20 protein-coding genes are annotated in these 22,112 nt (G+C 42.0%); 3 read left to right on the top strand and 17 right to left on the bottom strand.

Features of this window, described 5'->3' with window-relative positions:
• Positions 1 to 8: 8 nt before the first annotated feature.
• On the bottom strand, positions 9 to 704 hold the full coding sequence (locus FE005_RS05950; RefSeq protein ID WP_060813139.1) for a 5'-methylthioadenosine/adenosylhomocysteine nucleosidase: 696 nt from the start codon (positions 702 to 704) through the stop codon (positions 9 to 11).
• A gap of 22 nt (positions 705 to 726) precedes the next feature.
• On the opposite strand from FE005_RS05950, the gene FE005_RS05945 reads away from it, so the two are divergent.
• Entirely contained in the window at positions 727 to 1,431 is a 705-nt protein-coding gene (locus FE005_RS05945) for a class I SAM-dependent methyltransferase (protein ID WP_306297876.1), read from the top strand.
• A gap of 99 nt (positions 1,432 to 1,530) precedes the next feature.
• On the opposite strand, the gene macP is transcribed toward FE005_RS05945, so the two are convergent.
• A complete protein-coding gene (macP, locus tag FE005_RS05940; protein WP_003128486.1) occupies positions 1,531 to 1,827 on the bottom strand; it encodes a cell wall synthase accessory phosphoprotein MacP in 297 nt (98 codons plus the stop codon).
• Positions 1,820 to 2,398, bottom strand: coding sequence for an NUDIX hydrolase (locus tag FE005_RS05935; protein ID WP_138371458.1), 579 nt, complete (start codon positions 2,396 to 2,398; stop codon positions 1,820 to 1,822). Before FE005_RS05935 ends, macP begins: the two co-directional genes overlap by 8 nt.
• A 213-nt stretch (positions 2,399 to 2,611) precedes the next feature.
• Between FE005_RS05935 and FE005_RS05930 the strand changes: the two genes are divergently transcribed.
• Together FE005_RS05930 and FE005_RS05925 are read left to right on the top strand one after the other, a co-directional pair.
• On the top strand, positions 2,612 to 3,259 hold the full coding sequence (locus FE005_RS05930; protein WP_003128484.1) for a 5-bromo-4-chloroindolyl phosphate hydrolysis family protein: 648 nt from the start codon (positions 2,612 to 2,614) through the stop codon (positions 3,257 to 3,259).
• A 97-nt stretch (positions 3,260 to 3,356) separates the two neighbouring features.
• Entirely contained in the window at positions 3,357 to 4,550 is a 1,194-nt protein-coding gene (locus tag FE005_RS05925; protein ID WP_138371457.1) for a toxic anion resistance protein, read from the top strand.
• Positions 4,551 to 4,683: 133 nt separating this feature from the next.
• Here FE005_RS05925 and FE005_RS05920 read toward each other — a convergent pair whose 3' ends face one another.
• From FE005_RS05920 to FE005_RS05855, 14 genes are all read right to left on the bottom strand, one after another.
• Positions 4,684 to 6,075, bottom strand: a complete 1,392-nt coding sequence (locus FE005_RS05920) for an APC family permease (protein ID WP_138371456.1) — start codon at positions 6,073 to 6,075, stop codon at positions 4,684 to 4,686.
• Positions 6,076 to 6,097: 22 nt separating this feature from the next.
• A complete protein-coding gene (locus FE005_RS05915; RefSeq protein ID WP_003128481.1) occupies positions 6,098 to 6,964 on the bottom strand; it encodes a GRP family sugar transporter in 867 nt (288 codons plus the stop codon).
• Between the two features lie 97 nt (positions 6,965 to 7,061).
• Complete coding sequence (locus tag FE005_RS05910; RefSeq protein WP_041119852.1) at positions 7,062 to 8,087, bottom strand: HAMP domain-containing sensor histidine kinase; 1,026 nt, start codon at positions 8,085 to 8,087, stop codon at positions 7,062 to 7,064.
• 8 nt (positions 8,088 to 8,095) lie between these two features.
• Entirely contained in the window at positions 8,096 to 8,770 is a 675-nt protein-coding gene (locus FE005_RS05905; protein WP_003128479.1) for a response regulator transcription factor, read from the bottom strand.
• 151 nt (positions 8,771 to 8,921) lie between these two features.
• A complete protein-coding gene (locus tag FE005_RS05900) occupies positions 8,922 to 9,128 on the bottom strand; it encodes a hypothetical protein (RefSeq protein ID WP_003128478.1) in 207 nt (68 codons plus the stop codon).
• Positions 9,129 to 9,149: 21 nt separating this feature from the next.
• Entirely contained in the window at positions 9,150 to 10,643 is a 1,494-nt protein-coding gene (locus tag FE005_RS05895) for a phosphomannomutase/phosphoglucomutase (RefSeq protein WP_138371455.1), read from the bottom strand.
• A 157-nt stretch (positions 10,644 to 10,800) separates the two neighbouring features.
• The gene (locus FE005_RS05890) at positions 10,801 to 11,295 is read right to left on the bottom strand and encodes a methylated-DNA--[protein]-cysteine S-methyltransferase (RefSeq protein ID WP_138371454.1); all 495 of its coding nucleotides are present in this window, start codon (positions 11,293 to 11,295) and stop codon (positions 10,801 to 10,803) included.
• Between the two features lie 108 nt (positions 11,296 to 11,403).
• Positions 11,404 to 13,326 (bottom strand): ABC transporter ATP-binding protein, encoded by a 1,923-nt coding sequence (locus FE005_RS05885; protein WP_254697000.1) that lies wholly within the window; start codon positions 13,324 to 13,326, stop codon positions 11,404 to 11,406.
• The gene (locus FE005_RS05880; protein ID WP_005472838.1) at positions 13,265 to 15,004 is read right to left on the bottom strand and encodes an ABC transporter ATP-binding protein; all 1,740 of its coding nucleotides are present in this window, start codon (positions 15,002 to 15,004) and stop codon (positions 13,265 to 13,267) included. Before FE005_RS05880 ends, FE005_RS05885 begins: the two co-directional genes overlap by 62 nt.
• Positions 15,005 to 15,305: 301 nt before the next feature.
• Positions 15,306 to 16,802: a PASTA domain-containing protein gene (locus FE005_RS05875; RefSeq protein ID WP_003128472.1), complete on the bottom strand. Its 1,497-nt coding sequence runs from the start codon at positions 16,800 to 16,802 to the stop codon at positions 15,306 to 15,308.
• A complete protein-coding gene (locus FE005_RS05870) occupies positions 16,795 to 17,469 on the bottom strand; it encodes an ABC transporter ATP-binding protein (RefSeq protein WP_003128471.1) in 675 nt (224 codons plus the stop codon). Before FE005_RS05870 ends, FE005_RS05875 begins: the two co-directional genes overlap by 8 nt.
• Positions 17,470 to 17,481: 12 nt before the next feature.
• Positions 17,482 to 19,026, bottom strand: coding sequence for an ABC transporter permease (locus FE005_RS05865; protein WP_138371452.1), 1,545 nt, complete (start codon positions 19,024 to 19,026; stop codon positions 17,482 to 17,484).
• Positions 19,027 to 19,380: 354 nt separating this feature from the next.
• Entirely contained in the window at positions 19,381 to 19,827 is a 447-nt protein-coding gene (gene dtd, locus FE005_RS05860) for a D-aminoacyl-tRNA deacylase (RefSeq protein WP_003128467.1), read from the bottom strand.
• 10 nt (positions 19,828 to 19,837) lie between these two features.
• Entirely contained in the window at positions 19,838 to 22,048 is a 2,211-nt protein-coding gene (locus FE005_RS05855) for a bifunctional (p)ppGpp synthetase/guanosine-3',5'-bis(diphosphate) 3'-pyrophosphohydrolase (RefSeq protein ID WP_003128466.1), read from the bottom strand.
• Between the last annotated feature and the right edge of the window lie 64 nt (positions 22,049 to 22,112).

The raw sequence follows: 22,112 nt of genomic DNA, 5'->3' as shown, positions 1-22,112 counted from the left end.
CAATTTTATTATTTCAGCTTTTTAACAAAGGCGAGCACCATTTCCGCAGAGCGCTTGCCGGCTTCCAAAATGAATTCGTCAAAGGAAACTGTTGCAGCATGATCCGCAGTGTCACTGATGGCTCTTACGACAAGGAAAGGAATATTGAATTGCTTCGCTGTTTGGGCGATCGCAGCACCTTCCATCTCGCAAGCCAAAGCGTCTGGGAAGTGCCTTAGGATTTCTTGTACTTTACGTCCGTCATTGATAAAGCTGTCCCCTGTTACGATCAAGCCATTTTTTACATTGTGATTCGTTGCTTCTGCGGCTTTGGTCATTTCGCCGATCAAGTAACGACTGGCCTCGAAATACAAAGGCATTCCCCCTGGGAGTTGCCCATATGTATACCCAAATCCAGTAACATCTACATCGAAATAAGCTAGTTTTTCTGAAATCACAAGGTCGCCAACAGCTAAACCAGCACCGATTCCCCCAGCAGATCCAGTATTGATCACCATGTTGACCCCATATTGCTGAATCAGCAAACTTGTTGTCAGTGAAGCGGCAACTTTCCCGATTCCAGATCGAACAACGATCACTTCATGATTGCCGATACTGCCGGAAATAAATAGTGCTCCAGCTCGCTCCCAAGATAAGGGAGCTTCCAATGCTTCCCGCAACATCTTAATTTCTTCATCCATTGCACCGATAATACCAATTTTCATCTTGTAGCCTCCTGACGATCCTATACATTATATCTTAATAAAAGATCATTTTTTCTCCTTTTATGATAAACTAGTTTTACTCAAAGGAACAGTTTTTTGTCAGACCATTAAGGAGGTTTTTATGTCTGAGATATTTAATAAAATGGCCGACCATTACGATACACCCCCAAGGATTGCTCTAGCTGAAAAGATTACAGCAGCAGTAAGACCCCAACTGATGAATGCCCGTGAACAAATTCTTATTGATTATGGCGGCGGAACAGGTCTTGTTAGTTTACCGCTGGCCCCTTTAGTCAAGCAACTGCAGATTTGGGATACTGCGGAGGGCATGCTGGCGATCGTTGATCAGAAGGTCACCCAGCAAGGGCTGACAAATGTTTCTGGATCACTCCACGATTTAACGAAGGAGTCCATTCATGAAGAAGCAGATATCGTTCTGTTGTCGCTGGTAATGCTTCATATTCCCGACACAGAACATTTACTGCAGCAACTTTATCAGTTGTTAAAACCCGGCGGACGTTTGTTCATCGTTGATTTCAATAAAAACCAATCCGTCTCACATCCTAAAGTACACAATGGATTTGAGCAAGACACGCTGCTCCAACTAGCAGAATCAGTAGGTTTTGATTCAGTAAGTTATGAAACATTTTTTGAAGGTCCACAGTTGTTTATGGGGCAAGATGCTGCTCTTTTTCTATATAGCGCTGCTAAGCCATCCCAGCCATAAAACAAAAAAACCAGCATGCTGAGCGCTGATGCTCTGCGTGCTGGTTTTTGATTAGATACATGTGCTGATCAACGAATTAAATCCGATTAATCGTGTTCCTTAAAGCAAAAAGATCGCTAATGCAACTACGATCAGCAGCAATGCCACTACCACGATTGCTTTGATCAAAAAAGTATTCAAGTTGCGGGACTTCTGATTTTCTCCTGCTCTCGTTTTAGTGATCGCTTTATTTTTTTTACGGACTTTCCGATAATGATTGTCGATTTGCTTTTCTTTTTGCTTCCACTCTTTGTTTGCTTGCTTAGCAACGATCTTTTGGTTTCGCTCAGAAGCAGCCATTTCTTCTTCACGACGTCGACGCAATTCAGAGCGGGTGATCAGTGGTTCTTTAGGCACGGCTGCTCCTCCGTTTCAATTCTAAAAGCTCCCAAAACTGAATCGCAAAAATCGTTTTTGCATCACAGATCGTTCCATCTGCGATTGCTGCTTTGGCTTCTTTCATTGTCAATTCATACACTTCCAATACTTCATCCTCATCTTGAGGCAGCGGGTTCTCTACTTTTTGTAATTGTTTCGCGTGAAACAAATGCAGCACTTCATTAGCAAAGCCCGGGGAGAGGTACATCGAATGCACATGTTCCAACGTTGATGCTCGGTAGCCGGTTTCCTCTTCTAATTCACGAGCACCAGTCAATTCGGGCTGTGCACCTTCTCCTGGATCGATCTTGCCTGCCGGAATCTCTAAAATGACTTTCTCTAATGGCTTGCGAAACTGGCGGACAAAAATCATTTTATTTTCTTCCGTCACAGCGATCACTGCAACACCGCCTGGATGAAAGACCAACTCTCGTTTGCTAGTACCGCCATTTGGTAATGCGACATCATCAACAACGACATCAATGATTTTTCCATGAAAAATCTCGTTTCTGGCAATCGTTTTTTCTTCAAAATCTTTATAGGTTAACATTTTTTCACCTGACCTTTAACGTCTTCTCTACAAAATACTTTAGCATAGTTTCTCAAAAATATCTCCTTAAGAAAGAGCAAGAAAGATTATGATTTTACTAAATATCGGAAAATCCACCCCAAGTCTGATATTTTTCTACTAGTGAACATGCTAAAATAAGGATGTCGAACAATCCCTATATTACTTGTCCAAAGAATTTTAGGAGGAGGAAAAATGAAAAAAAATATTTGGCTGATCGTTTCTGCGATCGCTGTAATCACACTTTTTGCCTTTATCAGTTCCACAGGCACTGATTTATTTACTGTCTTGTTGCTGATCGTTGGCGCGATTCTGGTATTTATCGGTCTGAAGGGGCGTAAGGTAGAAGCAAATCCCAATGTGTTACCTATACTGACGAAAGAAAAAGAAGCGCATTACTTGAAAAGCGGTATGTCTCCAAGTGAAATCGAACTGTTCCGAGAAACCATGAATCAAACCAAACAACAGATCGAGCATTTACAAAAAAACATCAACCGCAGCAATAAATTAAAAGCGATCGACTTGCGTCATGATGCATTACGCGCTTCGAAAGCACTGTTCAAAGAGTTGGTCAAAGAACCGACGAAATTACATTCGGCGAGTCATTTTCTTTACACCCATTTGCCGAACATGGTTGATTTGACAGACAAATTCATTGAGATTAATGAACATGAGATCAAAAGCCGTGAAACCTATGAAAAAATCGAAGAAAGCACTCAAATCATTGAACAAATGGCCTCGTTGATCGCTAAAGATTATCAGCAGTTTGTGGCAGATGATTTAGATGATCTTGATATCGAGTTATCCATTGCCAAACAAAGCATAAAACGAGATAATGAATAGGGATGGATTCCTTTGCTCGATCTTCGAATGAAGCGATCCAAAAAAAAATCTAGCCCAGGCTAGATTTTTTTCGAAACAAGACTTAGGAGGAGTTAGAATGACGGAGACACCAAATCAAGTTAAACCAGTAAACGATACTCTTGATGATCTATTGAATAATCCATTTGCAACCCCTGTCGATACATTGACGACAACCCAGCAGGCAGAGATCAATGCCTTGCAAGAACAACAAAAAGCCTCTCGCTTAATTGATAAATTACCACCTGAGCGACAAGCACAGGCACAAGAGTTAGCGAATAAGATTGATCCAACCGACCAACAAGCAATCATTACCTATGGCGCAGCTGCTCAAACCAAGCTGGGAGAATTCTCTCAATCGATGCTGAATCATGTGCAAGCAGCAGATATCGGACCTGTCGGTGATTCATTGACAGAGTTGATGTATCGTCTGCAAGAAGCTAATCCAGATGAATTACGGGCAGGAGAAGGCAATCTCTTCAAACGGATGTTTGGCAAAGTCAAACAATCGATTTTTGAGATCACCGCTAAATACCAAAAAATCGGTGCTCAAATCGATAAAATCGCTGTTAAATTAGACAAAGAAAAAGACGGTCTGTTAAAAGACAATTTGATGTTGGAACAGCTTTACCAAAAAAACAAAGATTACTTCGATGCATTGAATATCTATATTGCTGCCGGTGAGTTAAAAATGCAAGAACTACAAACAACGATTATTCCTGAAGCAATGAAAAAAGCACAAGAAACGAATGATCAGATGGATGTACAGATCGCCAATGACTATACGCAATTTTTGGATCGCTTAGATAAGCGGACCCATGACTTGCGCTTGGCCCGTCAGATCACGATCCAACAAGCACCACAGATCCGTTTGATCCAAAATACCAACCAAGCATTAGCAGAAAAGATTCAGGCATCTGTCAATACAGCGATTCCTTTATGGAAAAACCAAGTCGTTATCGCACTGACTTTATTGCGTCAAAAAGATGCGGTTACTGCACAACGCCAAGTTTCGGAAACAACGAATGATCTCTTACGTAAGAACTCTGAAATGCTGAAGGTCTCTGCGATCGAAACAGCTAAAGAAAACGAACGAGGAATCGTTGATATCGAAACGCTGCAAAAAACGCAAAACGATCTTGTCGAAACAATTCAGGAAACATTGCGTATCCAAAAAGAAGGAAAAGAAAAACGCAGAGCGGCCGAAGTGGAATTGGGTCACTTGGAAGAAGACCTCAAAGATCGCTTGTTAGACTTGACTGGAAACAAATAATTCAGGCAGACGCAATACTGTTTTCTATTAGCTGAACGAGCCTCTGGGAATCTCTCAGGGGCTCGTTTTTTACAGTGTCATCACTTTTGGTTTCCTGCCAAGACATGAACAAAAACAAGAGCGTTAGCAAACACTAACGCTCTTGCTGGTTTTCTTCATTCAATGCACTATTGCGGTACCCATAGATAAAATAGATCAGCAAACCAATGACGATCGTAATACCAAAAACGATCCAAGTGGCTGTCTGCAATCGCGTCATCAAGAACAAACAGCTAGCAACAGAAACTAATGGCAAGACTGGCACAAGCGGCACCTTGAATTCCCCTTTTTTGGGCATGCCCATCATTTTACGCAGCTTGATGATCCCCAACGACATTAAGATCAAGTAGGCCAATGCCACGATATTCGTTAATTCTGCCAAAATATTCAATGGAAAAGCTGCGGCAAAAAAGAAGGCGACGACTCCAGTTGCATAAGTCGCTTTTTTCGGTGTCTTATGCTTAGGATCAATTTTTTGCAATGATTTTGGCAACAAGCCATCCTTACTGATAGCATAAAGCAAACGTGCTAATGAGTACATCATGGAAATCGTCACTGTCAGCAGCGTTAAAATGGCACCCACCGAAATCACCGAACCAACTACGCCGTGATCGATATATCGCATGGCAAAAGCTACCGGATCATTGACATTCAATTCTGTAAAGGGAACGATTCCAGTCAAAATCAGCGTGACCACGATATACAATAAGGTAGCGATCGCAATTGAACCGATAATTCCCCGGGGCACATCTTTTTTCGGATTTTCAACTTCTTCCGCAGCCATTGCGACCGCATCAAAGCCCAAAAAAGCAAAGAAAACAAGTGCCGCCCCATTAAAGACGCCCGAAAATCCGAAAGGCATGAACGGCTGCCAGTTGCTTGGCTTCACAAAAAATACCCCAAAAAAGATAAAAAGCGCAATGATCCCGAATTTGACCCAAACCATAGCATTGTTCAATCGCAAGGCTTTTTTGGCTTCTTGACTTACCCAAATCGTCACAAAAATGATCACTAATCCTGCAATCAGATCAATGTACGTTCCTTCGCCAGGATTATAGCCAGCAGTCAGCGCTTTTGGCAGATGCACACCGATACTTGTCAAGAACCCTTGGACATAACCGGACCAGCCAGAGGCCACCGAAGATACTGCCAACATAAACTCGCATAGCAGAAACCAGCCAGCGAGCCATGCAACAAATTCGCCAAATACAACATACACATACGAATAGGCACCGCCTAATACAGGGATACGGGAAGCAAACTCCGCAAAAGAGAGCCCTGATAAGATAACGACAAAAGCCGCTAAGACAAATGACAAGATCAATGCTGGCCCTGCATATACAGCAGAAGCCACACCGGTCACAACAAAAATCCCTGTGCCGATGATTGCGCCAATACCCAACATGATCAAGTCTTTCAATTTCAAATCTTTTTTCAAATGACTAACGGGACTGGCTTCAATAGTTTTTTTACGAAATAAATCCATAAATCCTCCTAAATTTCACTACTTATGCAGCTTTCATATACCCTAGAAGGATACCACCAAAAATAACAAGCAAGCAACCAAAAACCACATATTTGAACTCTTTTTTGGTTTTTTTCTCCCCTAATAAGAATATGCCTCCCAGTGTAGAGATAATAATCCCCATCTGTGACAGCGAGAAACCCACGGCCAGTCCGATCTGTTGAACTGTTATCAACATACAAACATTTCCTATTCCCCACAACAATCCTGATAATGTATTCTTCCAGACCGCCCGATTGACTTTGGTTTTTCTTAGAGCAAAGAAACTAGCGCCAATCAGCATGCCTATACTCTGAGGCAAGATAATTGCCAATGGATCAATTCCCGCCCAAGTAATAATGATTGTGTAAGCACCATAGCCAATTGTTGAGGAAATCAACGAACGAAAGCCTCTAGGAAAATCCAACATCTTGTTTTCTGTCTCAGGCATTTGTTCCCCGTCTTGTCGTGCGGTCAAATAGGCACCAGTTACTAATAAAATCAATGCGGTGATTCCCAACAAATAGTCTCGTGATTGCGTCCATTCGCCAAAAAAAAGGGCACCAGCAATTGTATTTAAGATCAATTGCATACCAGTAGATAACGGAAGCCCCACCGAAACGCCCAGATATTTCATTCCATGAAATTGACCATTTTGACCAACTGACCAGCAAAGTCCTGACAGCAAACCAATCACTACGATCCAGCCATCAATCGTCGGCATAGTGACAAAGAAAACAATTAGTGAAAAAAGGAATGCACCAATTGTCATTCCTAATGTCTGTTGATTCGCATCCCCACCTAATTTTCCACTGACCAATCCGATACTGCCCCAGGCAAACATCGGTATTAAAGCAAATACTATACTCATCTTATCCATCCTTATCATTCAATTTGACACACAAGGTTCAGTGTATCAGTGAAAACGGTATAGAGACAAGAACTAAATGGTATTTCTCAAAAAATCATTAGCGATTTTCTTGATAGTAGCTTAGCAGAGGGAAGTAAAGCGTGACGGTTGTCCCTTCTCCTACAACCGATGAAATCGTTAACTCAATTCCTAATTCTTTGGCCAGATTCTTGGCTAAATAGAGCCCTAACCCTGTCGAGTGCATATCAGTCTTCCGACCATTCTCACCAGTAAATCCCTTATCAAAGACTCGCCTTAGATCTTCTGCCGGAATACCGATTCCAGAATCTTCTACCGAAAGACGCGTTCCTTGCCCATCTTTTTGGATTTGGACAATGATTCGCCCATTTTCCGGAGTATACTTCAATGCATTACTGAGGATTTGCCGAAAAATAAAACTCAGCCATTTGCCGTCAGTTAATACTTGCTGGTCTCCCCCTTTAATCGCATAGTGAATATTCTTCTGAATGAACACGTTGGCTTGACTGCGAATAACCGGCTGAATCGTTGCTTTCAATGACACTTCTTGAACAAGGTAATCTTTGGAAAAACTGTCCAAACGTGCCACATACAGCACTTGTTCCACATACTCATTGATCCGATTCACTTCGTTTTCCAGTAAAATATACTTTTCATCTGGAATATCAAATTCAATTGAATTTAACAGTAAGCGCGTCGCTGCCAAAGGTACTTTAATCTCATGGACCCAAGAATCAATGTATTCCTTTTGCTCTTCTTGATTGCTTATCACTTGCTGCATCAAGTCTTGGTGTTCGCGAATCAGCTGATTGATATAGTTTTGAACTAGTTCTTCCTCTGATGAACGCGCACCATGAATATAGTTTTGTAAGACACTGTCTGACTCATGGAATGTGAGCTTTTGCCAGAAACGACGTTTAGTAATATAAAAAACGCCCAAAAAAAGCAGTAGAACGACTGATTCCATCAAAAAAAGATAGCCAACAGTTCCCCAGTCGATGGGGAAATCAGGTGTCAGCCACATCACTAGAATCATCAGCAAGAAAAAAATCACCCAACCAATCAGAAGTAACCAGCGGTCTTTTAAGAAGGCAATGAATGACATCGGTTTGTTCATGGCACAATATACCCTTGTCCAACTTTGGTTTCGATGTAATTATCCATACCGGCTTGCTCAATCTTCCGACGCAAGCGATTGATATTGACAGTCAATGTATTGTCGTCAACAAAACGTTCATCATCCCAGAGCGCTCGCAACAGCTTTTCTCGACTAAGGATCTTCCCATGATTCTTCATCAATATATATAATAATCGATACTCATTTTTGCTTAAATCAATTACTTCATCATTGATCTGCATGCTGCTGTTGTCGATATTCAAAGTAAGCCCATTGTGAACCAGCGTTTCGCTGTTGTTTTCGACATAGTTATAGGAACGGCGCAGCAGTGCATTGATTTTTGCAATCAAGACATCAATCTCAAATGGCTTCGTCACGAAATCATCTGCCCCCATGTTCATCGCCATGATCATATCCATATTCGTATTACGGCTTGATATAAAAATAATCGGTACTTTCGATGTCTCTCTGATTTTCTGGCACCAATAATAGCCGTCAAAAACCGGTAAATTGATGTCCAACAAAATCAATTGCGGTTCTTGCTCTTCAAAATCGTCAAAAACCTGATGAAAATCAGTTGTTCCAAATGTTTCGAATTGCCATTTTTCAAGTTCTTCGATGATCAGCTGGCGAATAACTGCTTCATCTTCTACTACCATGATTTTTGCCATCTGAATATTCCCCTCCACTTCTTTTCTTTACTTTAACAAATATCTAAATCGAAAGCGAATGATAATCCCAGCTTTAAAAAAAGCTAAAAAAACTCTCAAATCCGCCAGATCAAAAAGTTCTTTTTCTCTGACTCTCTAAGAGTTTCTTTGTCTATTCAATAATCATCGCTGCTTCTAATAATAACTTTCCAACAAATAAAACGATCCCATCTACAAACAAGACACTCATATTGACGCCCAGTAACATAGACAATCGTTCTACCACATCGATCTGCGGCCGTTTTCTCATGTATGCTATCAGAAAAAGATTCACACCATAAGTGACAGCCATGATCACTAACATAATAAATACCAACATTAACCCTTCATTCTCTATTCATTATTTTTCTAAAAATTGTTTGATTGCAGACTGATCGATCGCTTCAAACGGCAGCAAACGTTCACTGATTTCGCGGACGATCGCCGGCAAATGTCCAGGTTGGTCATTTTCGATCTGCAAGACCAATAATGGTTCATGCAAACTCAACCGCAACAAAAACCACCCTTGTCCATAAGGTGCAGAAACCTGTATACGGATGCCTTCTTCATTTTCATTGTCAATCTGCCACCCCGATGGGAGATGATGCGCTATCGATGCGATAACCTTCTCCCCGGTTGCGCGATAATCTGAATCATTGATCTTGAAACGCAATTCTTGGGTTTCAACTGGCTGTTTCAGCGCCGCGATCAAGTCTTCCAAACTGATATTTTGCGCACGAAGTGTTGGCAGCAACATCAAGATCTTCGCAATAACATATGCACCATCATCTAAAAAATAGTTTTCCTTGAATGCTGCATGTCCACTAGTTTCAATCGCCAACTGAGCATTAATGCCTTTTTCGTTAAGAGCGATCGCTTTGTTGATGACATTACGATACCCGGAAATATAACGCACTTGATGACCACCTAGCGATTCAATAAATGACTTTAGATGAGTGGAGGTCGGGGAATTCGTGACAATACTCGCAGCCGGATGTTCAGATAAGACGATTTTACTCAAAACAGCAATCATGTTGTTGCGGTTCAGCGGCTGTCCGCTTTTGGTCACCACAGCGGATCGATCGACATCGGTGTCAAAGATGATCCCCAAGTCTGCTTGTTCTCGTAAAACGGCTTCCGTAATACTAGCCATCGCTTCTTTATTATCCGGATTAGGAATGTGGTTAGGGAAGTGTCCATCTGGCTCCAGAAACTGTGAACCATTCGTATCTGCCCCTAACGGCACTAAAACTTGCTCTGCAAAAAAACCACCTGCGCCATTTCCAGCATCCACAATGATTTTCATTCCAGCCAATGGCTGTTCTTCTTCTGTCTGCATCCCATGACGAATTTTCGTCACCATATCTGCTGCATAGGGAGTAAGTAAGTCTCGTTGGTAATACTCGCCGAGTTGGTCAGCTGGATGAGCTTCAGGATGTGCTAAGATAAACGAGATATCTTCTTTTTCTGCACCACCAGATTTACTAAAAATCTTGATTCCATTAAAGTAATAGGGCAAATGACTGGCTGTCAGCATCACACCGGCATCACAATCAAAATCAGCAAACTGGGTACTCATAAATAGCGCGGGTGTTGTAGCCAGCCCACAATCAATAACCGTAATCCCTTCTATTCGCAATTGGTTCATAAACGCCTGCTGCAGCGTTTCACCACTTAAACGACTATCACGACCAACTGCCACTTTTAAGGGTTCCGTATATCGCTGCAGCAACCAGGTCCGCAGACCTGAAGCAATTTCTTTCACTGCATCTTCTGTTAAATCCGCTGTAAGATCTGCTGTCGAAAGCGCGATTCCACGGATATCTGAACCATTTTGCAACTTCATTCGCTTCATCTTCTCCACTCCTTTTTTGTAAACGGAAACAACTCCATTATATCAAAGGTAGCATAAAAAGAAACGCCTTTTTAGTATTTTTTACTTTTAAACAAACAATTTATGAAGCACTAAATTCGAGAAGAAGACCTAGTAAATTTTTGCAGAAAAAATGCGTTCAGTCCTTGAAAGGAATCCCTTCTAGTTGCAACAGTTTCCGCTTGATCGGCAAACCTCCCCGATAACCAGTCAATCGACCATTTTTTCCCAGGACACGATGGCAAGGGACAATAATCATCATCGGATTGCGTCCGACAGCATTGGCAACCGCTCGGACGGCACTAGGACGTTGGATTCTCACCGCTAATTCACTATAGCTGACAGTCGTTCCATAAGGGACTTCAGTTAACGCTTGCCAAACAGTTTGTTGGAACGGTGTACCGACAAAGTCAAAAGGAAAATCGAAGGCTACTGGCTCCCCGGCGAAATAGGCTTTCAGCGGCTTTGCATACCTTTCTGGTGTCTGAGAACATTCACGAATTTCTGCATATGGGAAAAAAAGAGCCAACTCTGCATGTTCTGCTAAACGACCAAAATAAGCTGCCCCCTGATCAGTGACACCCAGTTCATACATTTCCTCATTCAATTGGATCTGTGAAACCGTTAAATGCATCCTATTTCCTCCTATCCACTTACTCCTCATAGTTTTTCTTTAGTATAGCACAGCAGCAAGAAAAAAAACGAAGACCCTTAAATCCGGTCTTCGTTTCCTGGGAAAAAATCAGTCTAACTCAATTTTTCCTGTATACAGTTGGTAATAGGTCCCCTTCTCTGCTAATAACGTATCATGAGTACCTCGTTCAATGATTCGACCATGATCCATCACCATGATCACATCTGAATTCTGAATCGTCGAAAGACGGTGAGCGATCACGAAAACTGTCCGACCTTGCATCAGCCGGTCCATTCCAGACTGGACGATCCGCTCTGTTCGCGTATCAATGCTGGAAGTCGCTTCATCTAAAATCATAACAGGCGGATCGGCGATCGCCGCTCTGGCAATTGCTAGTAGCTGTCGCTGTCCTTGCGACAGCCCTTCGCCATCCCCCGTGATTACGGTATCGTACTTCTCAGGTAAATGATTGATGAACATATCCGCATTCGCCAGTTTTGCTGCCGCTTCTACTTCCTCATCCGTGGCATCCAGTTTACCAAAACGAATATTTTCTCGAATCGTTCCTGTGAATAAATGTGTATCTTGCAAGACGATCCCTAATGAGCGCCGCAGAGATTCTAGTTGGATCTTTTGAATATTGATGCCATCATAACGGATCTTTCCCTCTTGAATATTGTAAAAACGATTGATCAAGTTAGTGATGGTCGTCTTACCGGCTCCCGTTGCTCCCACAAAAGCAACTTTCTGTCCCGGTTCAGCAAAAAGATTGATGTCATGCAGAACCATTTGATGATCCACATACCCAAAATCAACTGCTTCAAAACGAACATCTCCAGTCAATTCTGTGTACGTAACAGTTCCATCTTCGTGAGGATGTTTCCAAGCCCAGAGTCCTGTACGATTTGTTGTTTCCACTAAATGGCCAGATTCCCATTTGGCATTGACTAGCGTGACATACCCTGTATCAATCTCTGGGGTCTCATCCAACAAATGAAAAATGCGTTCTGCACCTGCCAAAGCCATGATCACAAAGTTGATCTGCTGTGAAATTTGGCTGATCGGTCCATTCAGCGAACGGCTAAGCTGTAAGAAAGAAGCAATCATCCCTACGGTTAGTCCCGAGACACCATTGATGGCAAAGAGCCCGCCGATAATTGCGATCAGCACGTATTGAACATTCAGCAAGTTCATCATGATCGGCATCAATGTATTGGCATTGACATTGGCCTTTGTAGCACTGGATTGCAACTGGTCATTCAAAGCATCAAATTCCTGCATGACAACGTGTTCATGGTTAAAGATCTTGACAACTTTCTGTCCATGCATCATTTCTTCAATATAGCCATTGACTGCGCCTAGATCCCGTTGTTGTGCGCCAAAGAAGCGGCCGCTTTTGCGGGAGATGATCCGAATCACATTCAGCATCAAAATGACCGAAACCAGTACAAAGCAAGTCAATGGGATACTAATGGAAAACATCGCAATGAAAACCGAGCAAAATGTGACGGCAGCCATCATCAAATTGGGAATACTTTGAGAAATCATTTGCCGTAATGTATCCGTATCGTTGGTGAAATGACTCATCATATCACCATCAGAATGGCCATCAAAATAACCAATCGGTAATTTTTGCATATGTTTGAACATCTGATCGCGGATTTTTTTCTGAGTGCCCTCACTGATTTTGACCATCATAAAGTTGTAAGTCAAACCAGCAATGATCCCAATTAAATAAATAATTGCTATCTGAATAATAGCTGCCAGCAGTCCGCTGAAGTTAGGATTGCTTTGTCCCAGCAGCGGAGTTATATGGTCATCGATCACCACTTGCAAAAAAAGTGAGCCGCGAACATTGGCAAAAGCACTTAACAAGATCATGAACAATACGATAATCAACTGCAGTTTGTAATCGCCAAACATGGTCGCCAGCAGCCGTTTCAAGGTTCTCTGGGGATTTGCTGCTTGTCTATTCTTCACCTTCACCAAATCCTTTCTGCTGCGAGTCGTAGACTTCACGATAAATTTCATTGCTAGTTAATAATTCTTCATGGGTTCCGATTCCGTTGATTTTCCCATCATCCATCACAATGATTCGATCGGCATCTTCGATCGAATTGATCCTTTGGGAAATGATGATCGTTGTCGTTCCCGGGATTTCTTGTTTCAATCCTGCTCGAATACTACGGTCTGTCTTTGTATCAACAGCACTAGTAGAGTCATCCAGAATCAGAATTTTCGGTCTTTTTAACAGCGCTCGCGCGATCGTTAACCGCTGCTTTTGTCCACCGGAGACATTATTTCCTCCTTGAGAGATCAACGTGTCATATTTATCAGGAAATTCTTGGATAAAAGGATCCGCTTGGGCAATTTTTGCTACCCGCTGAATCTCTTCATCCGTTGCTTCCGCGTTTCCCCAGCGAAGATTCTCACTGATCGTCCCGCTAAAAAGGACATTGTTTTGCAAAACCATACTGACTTGATCCCTCAATGCTGCCAAATCATAGGCACGAACATCTTGTCCCCCAACGAGAACACGACCGTCAATTACATCGTACAAACGGGGGATCAATTGGACCAGCGTTGATTTTGCACTTCCGGTTCCGCCGATGATCCCGATTACCTCTCCGGATTCAATTCGTAAGTTGACATTTTCCAATGCCAATTTCGTTTGATCATTTGCGTAACTGAAACAAGCATTTTCAAAGACAATTGAACCATCTTTGACTTCTGTCAATGGCGATGCCGGATTTTTCAAGTCGCTTTCTTCATCCAAAACTTCCACCACCCGCTGTGCGGAAGTACGAGCAATCAGAATCTGAACAAAAGCCATTGACATCATCATCAAACTCATCAAGATCTGCATAGTATAGTTGAACATGCTAACCAGTTCCCCTGTCGTCAAGCTGCTGTGCTCAACGATCAGTTGGGCACCGAACCAAGACAACAGCAACATGCAGCTATAGATCGAGAATTGCATCAAAGGCATATTGAACGAGACGATTCGTTGTGCTAGCGTAAAGTTGCGGTAGACATCATTTGACACCTCGTCAAAAAGTTCTTCTTGCTGCTCTTCTCTGACGTAGGACTTGACCACACGGATTCCTTGAAGATTTTCTTGGACTACGTTGTTCAAACGGTCATAGATCCGAAATACTTTCAAGAAAAGCGGATGAGCAAAGCGAATCACTAAAGCAAGTCCGATGGCTAGAATTGGCAAGACGACTAGGTAAACCAGCATCAATTCTGGACTGATCGTGCTAACCATGATCAGTGAGAAAACCAGAATCAATGGACTGCGCACCAAGATTCGGATAATCATTTGGTAAGCATTTTGCACATTAGTCACATCGGTGGTCATTCTCGTGATCAAACTAGAGGAAGAAAAACGGTCGATATTGGAAAAAGAAAAATCCTGAATCTTGCTAAAAAGATTGTGGCGAAGATTTCGAGCAAAACCGGCAGAAGCAATCGCAGCTGTTCGTCCTCCTAAAGTTCCTAGCATCAGTGCCAATAATGAGCACAAAAAAAGCAGACCGCCATAGCGCAAAATGACGCCCGCGTGTCCTTTTTCAATTCCTTGGTCGATCATCATTGCCATGATCAGTGGCATAATGACATCTAGCGCCACTTCGCCGGCAACATAGACCGGTGTCAATAGGCTGGCTTTTTTATAATCGCCAACATTTGCTAGTAATTTTTTGATCATTTCTTTCGTCCCTTCTCTATGTAAAATACTGCTTATTGACTGGTTATCAATTCAACTGTACCGTATCGATAAAAGGTTTTCAAGCATGCATGCTTGAAAACCTGTGATTACTTGATAACAAAAAACCTCTCTCCATTTTTCAAAATCCAAGTAAAAAAAAAGAAAAACTATCTAAATGCAGGTAGATCCTTCTGTTTCAGTCTGTCATTGTCGACAAACAGAAGACACACTTCATTTAGATAGTTCACTCACTTATTGCTTGGGTTCTGTAGCTTTGTTACGGGCCCGATTGCTAAATGTCTCATTCGGTAGTGGCACTGTTGACTGTTTCTAGCGGATCCTTTACATTTTCTGTCTCAGGACTGACCGGTAATGATTCGGTCTCGCCTTGCAGATTTCCGCGACTAATCCCGATGGTGATCGATACTTCCAATGGAATAAATTCACCATAACGACTCATCTCCACAACTGTTCCTTTTGGTTCTGCTGAATCTACATAGTAGACATCATAATATACAGAAGCACCTTTCGATTTGTACTCATCAAAGAACATTTTTGGCAGATCGCCTTCCGTTGCTTGGTGCCGGATATCCTTCAAATACGGTTGCCCCAGTGAATAAACCACTTTCACTGTTGGCAATGTATCGCTGTCACTATATTCTTTGCCCGCCTCTTCCGACTGACTGATGAAATTGCCATAACCGATTTGATCAGAATAAACTGTCTTGACTTGAATCGGTATCTTCGATTCTAGCCCCTCTGCCTGCTCGATGGTATACTGTGAGAAATCAGGAACAACTAATGCTTTCCCTTTAGAAACTTTGACAAGAAATTGATCCTTTTTGGCCAATTTGCTGCCTTTGACTGGTTCTTGGGAAACCACGACGTCTAGAGCAACTGTATCAGAAAAAACAGCTTCTTCTTTGTACTTCAATTCATTTTTCTTAGCCCACTCTTGAGCTTCACCTTTGTTTTTCCCTGTAAAATCAGTAACTTCGATGTTCTTCTCGAAGACTTCTTTTCCTTTTGAATAATAGATGCTTAAGCGATCTTTGCGCTTATAAGCTTTGAGATCTTGCTCTTTATTTGCTGCTTCTTGTTTGATGAATACACCTGCTTCGACTTTGTCGTCATACTGTTCGATCAACGAGATATTTTCTGCCTTTTGTTTCTCGATCCATTCTTTTGCCGCTTCGGTAGTCAGTGACGAAAAGTCGGGCAGCTCGATCATTTCTTCTGGGTCAGGACCTAGGCTTGCTTTGACTGTCAAAGTCTTGCCTTTTTTGATCTTCTGATCTGCAGCAACACTTTGACTAACGATTCGATTGGTCTCTACCTCAAAATCATACACTTGATCGACTTTGATCGCCACGCCTTCTTCCATGCCCCATGTTCGGGCTTCGGATAAATCTTTCTTAGCAAAATCAGGAACCTTCACATGAGTCAATTGATAATACACCACACTGCTGATGGCAATCAGCACAATGACAGCACCAGCGATCAGCGCGTATTTTTTACGCTGCCGCTTGCGATAAGTTGGATCAAACTCTGTCTCTTCTTTTCCAAACCGACTGACCGGTTGAGAAGAGCTAGTTTCCTTGCGTGTTCTTCGCTTCATTTCCTTCGGATCCGATGCTGCTGCAGCTTTACTCTCTCCTGCGCCCTGATCAGATGTCTGAGAATCTGGAATTGGTTCTGCTTTACGCTCTGTTTTTTCGTCAAACTCAGTTTCTTTAGGAGAGCTTTGTTTCTTGCCATCGTAATTACCAGGACTGAAATTTGATAAAAAATCACTCATCTTTATTCAACACACCTTTACGCAAATAGAGTACTTCGTCTGCTTGTTGGGCGATTTCATTCGCATGGGTCACAACAATCACACATTTGTTATGCATATGAGCCAAATCTTTAAAAATATCGATGATTTCCTGTTCCATTTCTTCATCTAAATTTCCCGTTGGTTCGTCTGCCAAAATAATATCAACATTCGTCGCCAGTGCACGAGCTATTGCCACCCGTTGCTGTTCCCCACCAGACAACTGATTGACTAAACGATCTGCTTTTTCTTTCGTGATCCCAATATAGTCCAATAAATTGTATGCGACTTCCCGCTGGTTCTCCGGCAATTGATTATCCGTGATCGACATGGGGACTAGAACATTTTCTACCGCAGACAGGTACGGAATCAAATTGTAACTTTGAAAGATGATACTGATATCGTCTCGGCGATATTTCTCATGTCCGATTTTTTGAATATCTTCTCCATTAAAGAAAACAGCGCCACTTTTAGGTGTATCCAACGCACTGATCAAAGAGAGAAATGTGGTTTTTCCTGACCCTGACTGTCCTAAAATGGCATAAAACTTGCCTTTTTCAAACGCCACCGATGTTTCTTTCAAAATATAGCGCCGCTGATCGCCATCTTGATAATAGTAATCTACTTCTTTTGTTTCCAACAAAGCCATTTTTTCTTCCCCCTACATCATGATTTTCTTTGGATTCAGCCGTAGAATATATAACAACGGCAAGATTGCAGACAACAAGACTGTACCTAATCCCAATAATAGATAGGTGATGACATACCCCATAGAAAAAGTGACTTTATAAGCACTTTGGACATCCGCATAGCTGAGAGTATTTGTCATCATTGTGCTTGAAATGGAATAGGTATCCGTTTGGGACAGATTCGTCATCCAGTCACTTTGCATCAATGTTTGAGAAACCGCACTTCCTAATAGATTTCCCGTCACCAATGAGCAGATTAGAGCGACTAAGCTGACCAGCACCACTTCAATAACGATTTGCCCAATCACTTTCCCACGGCCTTCTCCTAAAGATAGATAGATCCCTAATTCCTGCTTGCGGTCTCGCAAAAACAATAGAACGACTAATGAAATGATAAAGACCGTAGCAACAGCAGCAACAATCACGATATAGCGGGAAATCGTTCCCAGACGATTCATTCCTCCGGCAATCTGATCGTATTGATCTGTGGAAGCTACCACATGATAGTAATCCGGTAATAATGGATTGGCTTCTTGTTTGAATGCTTCAACATCGTCGGTAGAGTTCAAAACATACATCGCTTGATAATACTCTTCCGGTTCGGCCTCCGTATCTTCGGCCATTACCATATCTCCCCACAATTTTTCGTTTTGGAATTTGCTAAAATCTTTCACCAACTGATTGGCAGCATAAATCGTATTGATCTGTTCAACAGCTTGCCAGATTTGATTGGATTTTTCTTCTTGCGAAGGATTACTATTGGCCGATTCCTTTTTTACTACACTAAAAATCCCTGCAACTTTGACAGGATAATCAGCTGTGACAACTTTTGTTTGGATTTCTGCACTTTCACTCTCTGCATCTTCATCATCTGAAGTAGCCGTACTATCATCACTGTCACCCATCGGATCTTGAGGGACTTCACTATACATATCCCAAACAAATTGATCGCCAACCGACAAATTATTTTTTTCAGCGACTTCTTTACTAATCAAAATCGAATTAGTGGTTTCTGACAAGTCTTTTTCACTAAACACTTCTCCATCGATCAGCTTGATGTTGCCTTCTTCCATATCTAATGGCTGTGGTCGATTGCCGCCCTTTAAATTAAAATAATTGCCGCCCGCCATGCCAAAAGATTCATCTTCTGGTGTATAGGCTTTGAATTTCTTGGTCTCTAACCAACCCATCATGGTATAGTCGTAATATTTGACGTAATCTAATTCTCCCACTTTGTCATAGTCCGCCGTTTTTGGCGTTTTCGGACTATTTTCTTCAGAATAAACTTCCTCATCTGATTTTCCTGAATTGTCTTTCTCAAACTGCTCATAATCAAACTCGACTGTAGCAACGTTGCCCATTTTCTTTTTCGTTTCCCGTTCCACATTCATAGTAGACTGCTGCACAGCTACCGCACCTGCGATCACGTTACCTAAAATAAAGATGACTAAAAATAAAATAAACGACTTCCCTTTCCTGCGAGTAACACTTTTTAATGCACGCTGCCAAAAATTCATTGTCATTTCCTCCAGTGACATTATTTTTTAACTATTATTTCACATTTGCGCTTTAAGGACAATCTAATTTATTGAAAGTTTTTTAGGGATGGATAAAAACAAATAACTTTTTTGTAACTGCTACCATTACGAAAAGGAATAGATTCAGCTCTTAAATAACTATTTCTGATCAGAAAGAACTATCTTACAGTTTTGTAAGATAGTCCAAAGACAAAAGGGTTGGTACCAGAAGTGCTACAAGATGGACTTATTTCCACTAAAAAAAGACTACCAACTTGCATGTTGGCAGTCCTCTTTAAACTATTTGCTTTGGTTCTTTTGGCATGTTGGATAGGCAGTCGTTGTGAACGCAGCCTATTTTTCCTTCGTATCGATCAGGATCGTTACAGGACCGTCATTGATTAATGACACTTGCATGTCTGCGCCAAAGCGACCCGTAGCCACTTCGATACCTGCAGCGTGCAGACCCGCATTGAAAGCTTCGTACAATGGTGTAGCCACTTCAGGTCTGGCAGCTTGAATAAAGCTTGGACGGTTTCCTTTTTTGGTCTCGCCATACAATGTGAATTGCGAGATACTCAAAATAGCACCTTCGATTGCTTCAATCGATTGATTCATTTTTCCCGCTTCATCTTCAAACACCCGCAAATTTTTGATTTTTCGAACCAAGTAATCCACATCTTCTTGGCTATCTTCATGAGTGATTCCCAAGAGAACTAAAAAACCTTTTTGGATTGCTCCTACAGTAGTTCCATCGATTGCAACACTGGCTTCACTTACACGTTGAATGACTGCTCGCATGTCTCGCGTCTCACCCCTTTGTTCTTCTGACACTATATACTTCTGGGATTTGTTTGATTTTGTCCACGATTGACTTAAGATGTGTTAGGTTCTGGATTGAGACCGTGATTCTAATGGTGGCCATCTTGTCTTTGTTGGTTTTCGCTTCCACACTGACCAATCGTTTAGTAACAGCGTTGACTGTTTGCAAGACATCATTCAACAATCCGGAACGATCATAACCATAGATTTCCAGATCTGCATCGTATTCTTTGCCGCTGTTAGAAGTATCTTCCCACTCGACATCGATTAGACGATTGACGATCTCTTTGCTTTGGACATTCGGACAGTCACTGCGATGGATCGAGATGCCGCGGCCCTTCGTGATATACCCGACAATGGCATCACCAGGAACTGGATTACAGCAACGAGAGATTCGGATCAGTAAGTTGTCCACGCCTTCGATCACGATCCCGCCTTCATGGCGGACTTTCATTTTCTCTGGTTCTTTCTTCGCTGGCTGATTGATCATGTCTTGTACTTGTTGTTTTTGTTTTTCGATCTGTTTCTCACGGCGTTCTTCTTCCGTCAAACGATTGGCCAGTGTAGTTGGACTCACTTCGCCAAAACCGACAGAAGCAAATAAATCATCTTCTGTTTGATAATTAAATCGTTCGCAGGCTTCTGCCATCTTGCTTTTCGTTAAAAATTCTTTTGGTACAAAGCCCATGTCTTGCAATGTTTTGACCACTGCTTCGTGCCCTTTGATGATGTTTTCGTCACGATCTTGGGCCTTGAAAAAACGTTTGATCTTGTTTTTAGCTTTGCTGGTAGCTACAAGCTTGATCCAGTCGCGGCTTGGTCCGAATGAATTTGGTGATGTCAAAATTTCAATGATATCGCCATTTTTCAATTTGTAATCCAACTGGACCATCTTGCCATTCACTTTTGCACCAGTGGTTTTGTTCCCGATATCGGTATGAATACTGTAGGCAAAATCCAGCGGACTTGAACCTTGAGGCAATTCTGTGACATCGCCTTTCGGTGTGAATACATATACTTTGTCACTGAAAATATCCCCTTTGACACCTTCCATAAATTCAGAAGCATCGTAGCTTTCATCCTGCAGTTCCAAAATTTCGCGGAACCAACCGACTTGCTGGGTCATTTTGTCTGCTTTGACTTTCTCGGTTCTACCCTCTTTATATGCCCAGTGAGCAGCAACCCCGAATTCAGCAATCTCATGCATCTCATGGGTACGAATCTGGATTTCTACTGGATTGCCTTTGGGACCGATCACTGTCGTATGTAGTGACTGATACATATTCGCTTTAGGCATCGCAATGTAATCTTTAAATCGACCTGGCATTGGTTTCCATTTTGTGTGGATCGTTCCTAAAACAGCATAACAATCTTTGATTGAATCAACGATTACCCGAATAGCCAAAAGATCATAGATTTCATTGAATTGTTTCTTCTGGTCTTTCATTTTGCGGTAAATGGAGTAGATATGTTTCGGACGACCATAGATCTCAGCAAAAATATCTAGTTCTTCAGTTGCAAGTCGAATCTGTTCAACGGTTTCCGACACATAAGCTTCCCGTTCTTCCCGCTTGGTTTGCATCAAGTGAACGATCCGATAATATTGTTGTGGATTCAAATAACGTAGTGAAATATCTTCTAGCTCCCACTTGATACGGCTGATCCCTAAACGATGCGCCAATGGTGCATAAATCTCCATCGTTTCTTGGGCGATTCGCCGTTGTTTGTCTTCCCGCAGGTGTTTCAATGTACGCATATTATGTAAGCGGTCCGCTAATTTGACCATGATCACGCGCAAATCTTGAGCCATCGCGATCAGCATTTTGCGATGATTCTCTGCTAGCTGTTCTTCATGGGATTTGTATTTGATTTTCCCTAATTTTGTCACACCATCGACCAGCATCGCTACATCTGCACCAAAGACTTCTTTTAGATCTGCTAGGGTCACTTCCGTATCTTCTACCACATCATGTAAAAAACCAGTGGCGACTGTATGAGGATCCATTTGTAGTTCCGCTAAAATCCCTGCTACTTGAATAGGATGGATGATGTAAGGCTCGCCGGACTTGCGAAACTGATCTTTGTGGGCTTCTGTCGCATAATCTAAAGCTTTCTGTACAAATGCAACATGTTCTTCACTCATATAATGGGCCACGAGCTTGATCACACCAGGTCCGGATAATATCACTTCTTTTGCCATGAAACGCGCCTCCTTTTTTCCTATTTTCAAAAAGCAAGACAGAAGCCGCTTCTAAAGAATTCTG

It is taken from the genome of Enterococcus sp. M190262, from assembly GCF_005843965.1.
GTDB classification, from domain to species: Bacteria; Bacillota; Bacilli; order Lactobacillales; family Enterococcaceae; genus Enterococcus_D; species Enterococcus_D gallinarum.
Note: the sequence above shows the minus strand (reverse complement) of the source record. Positions and strands in the feature narration are given on the sequence as shown.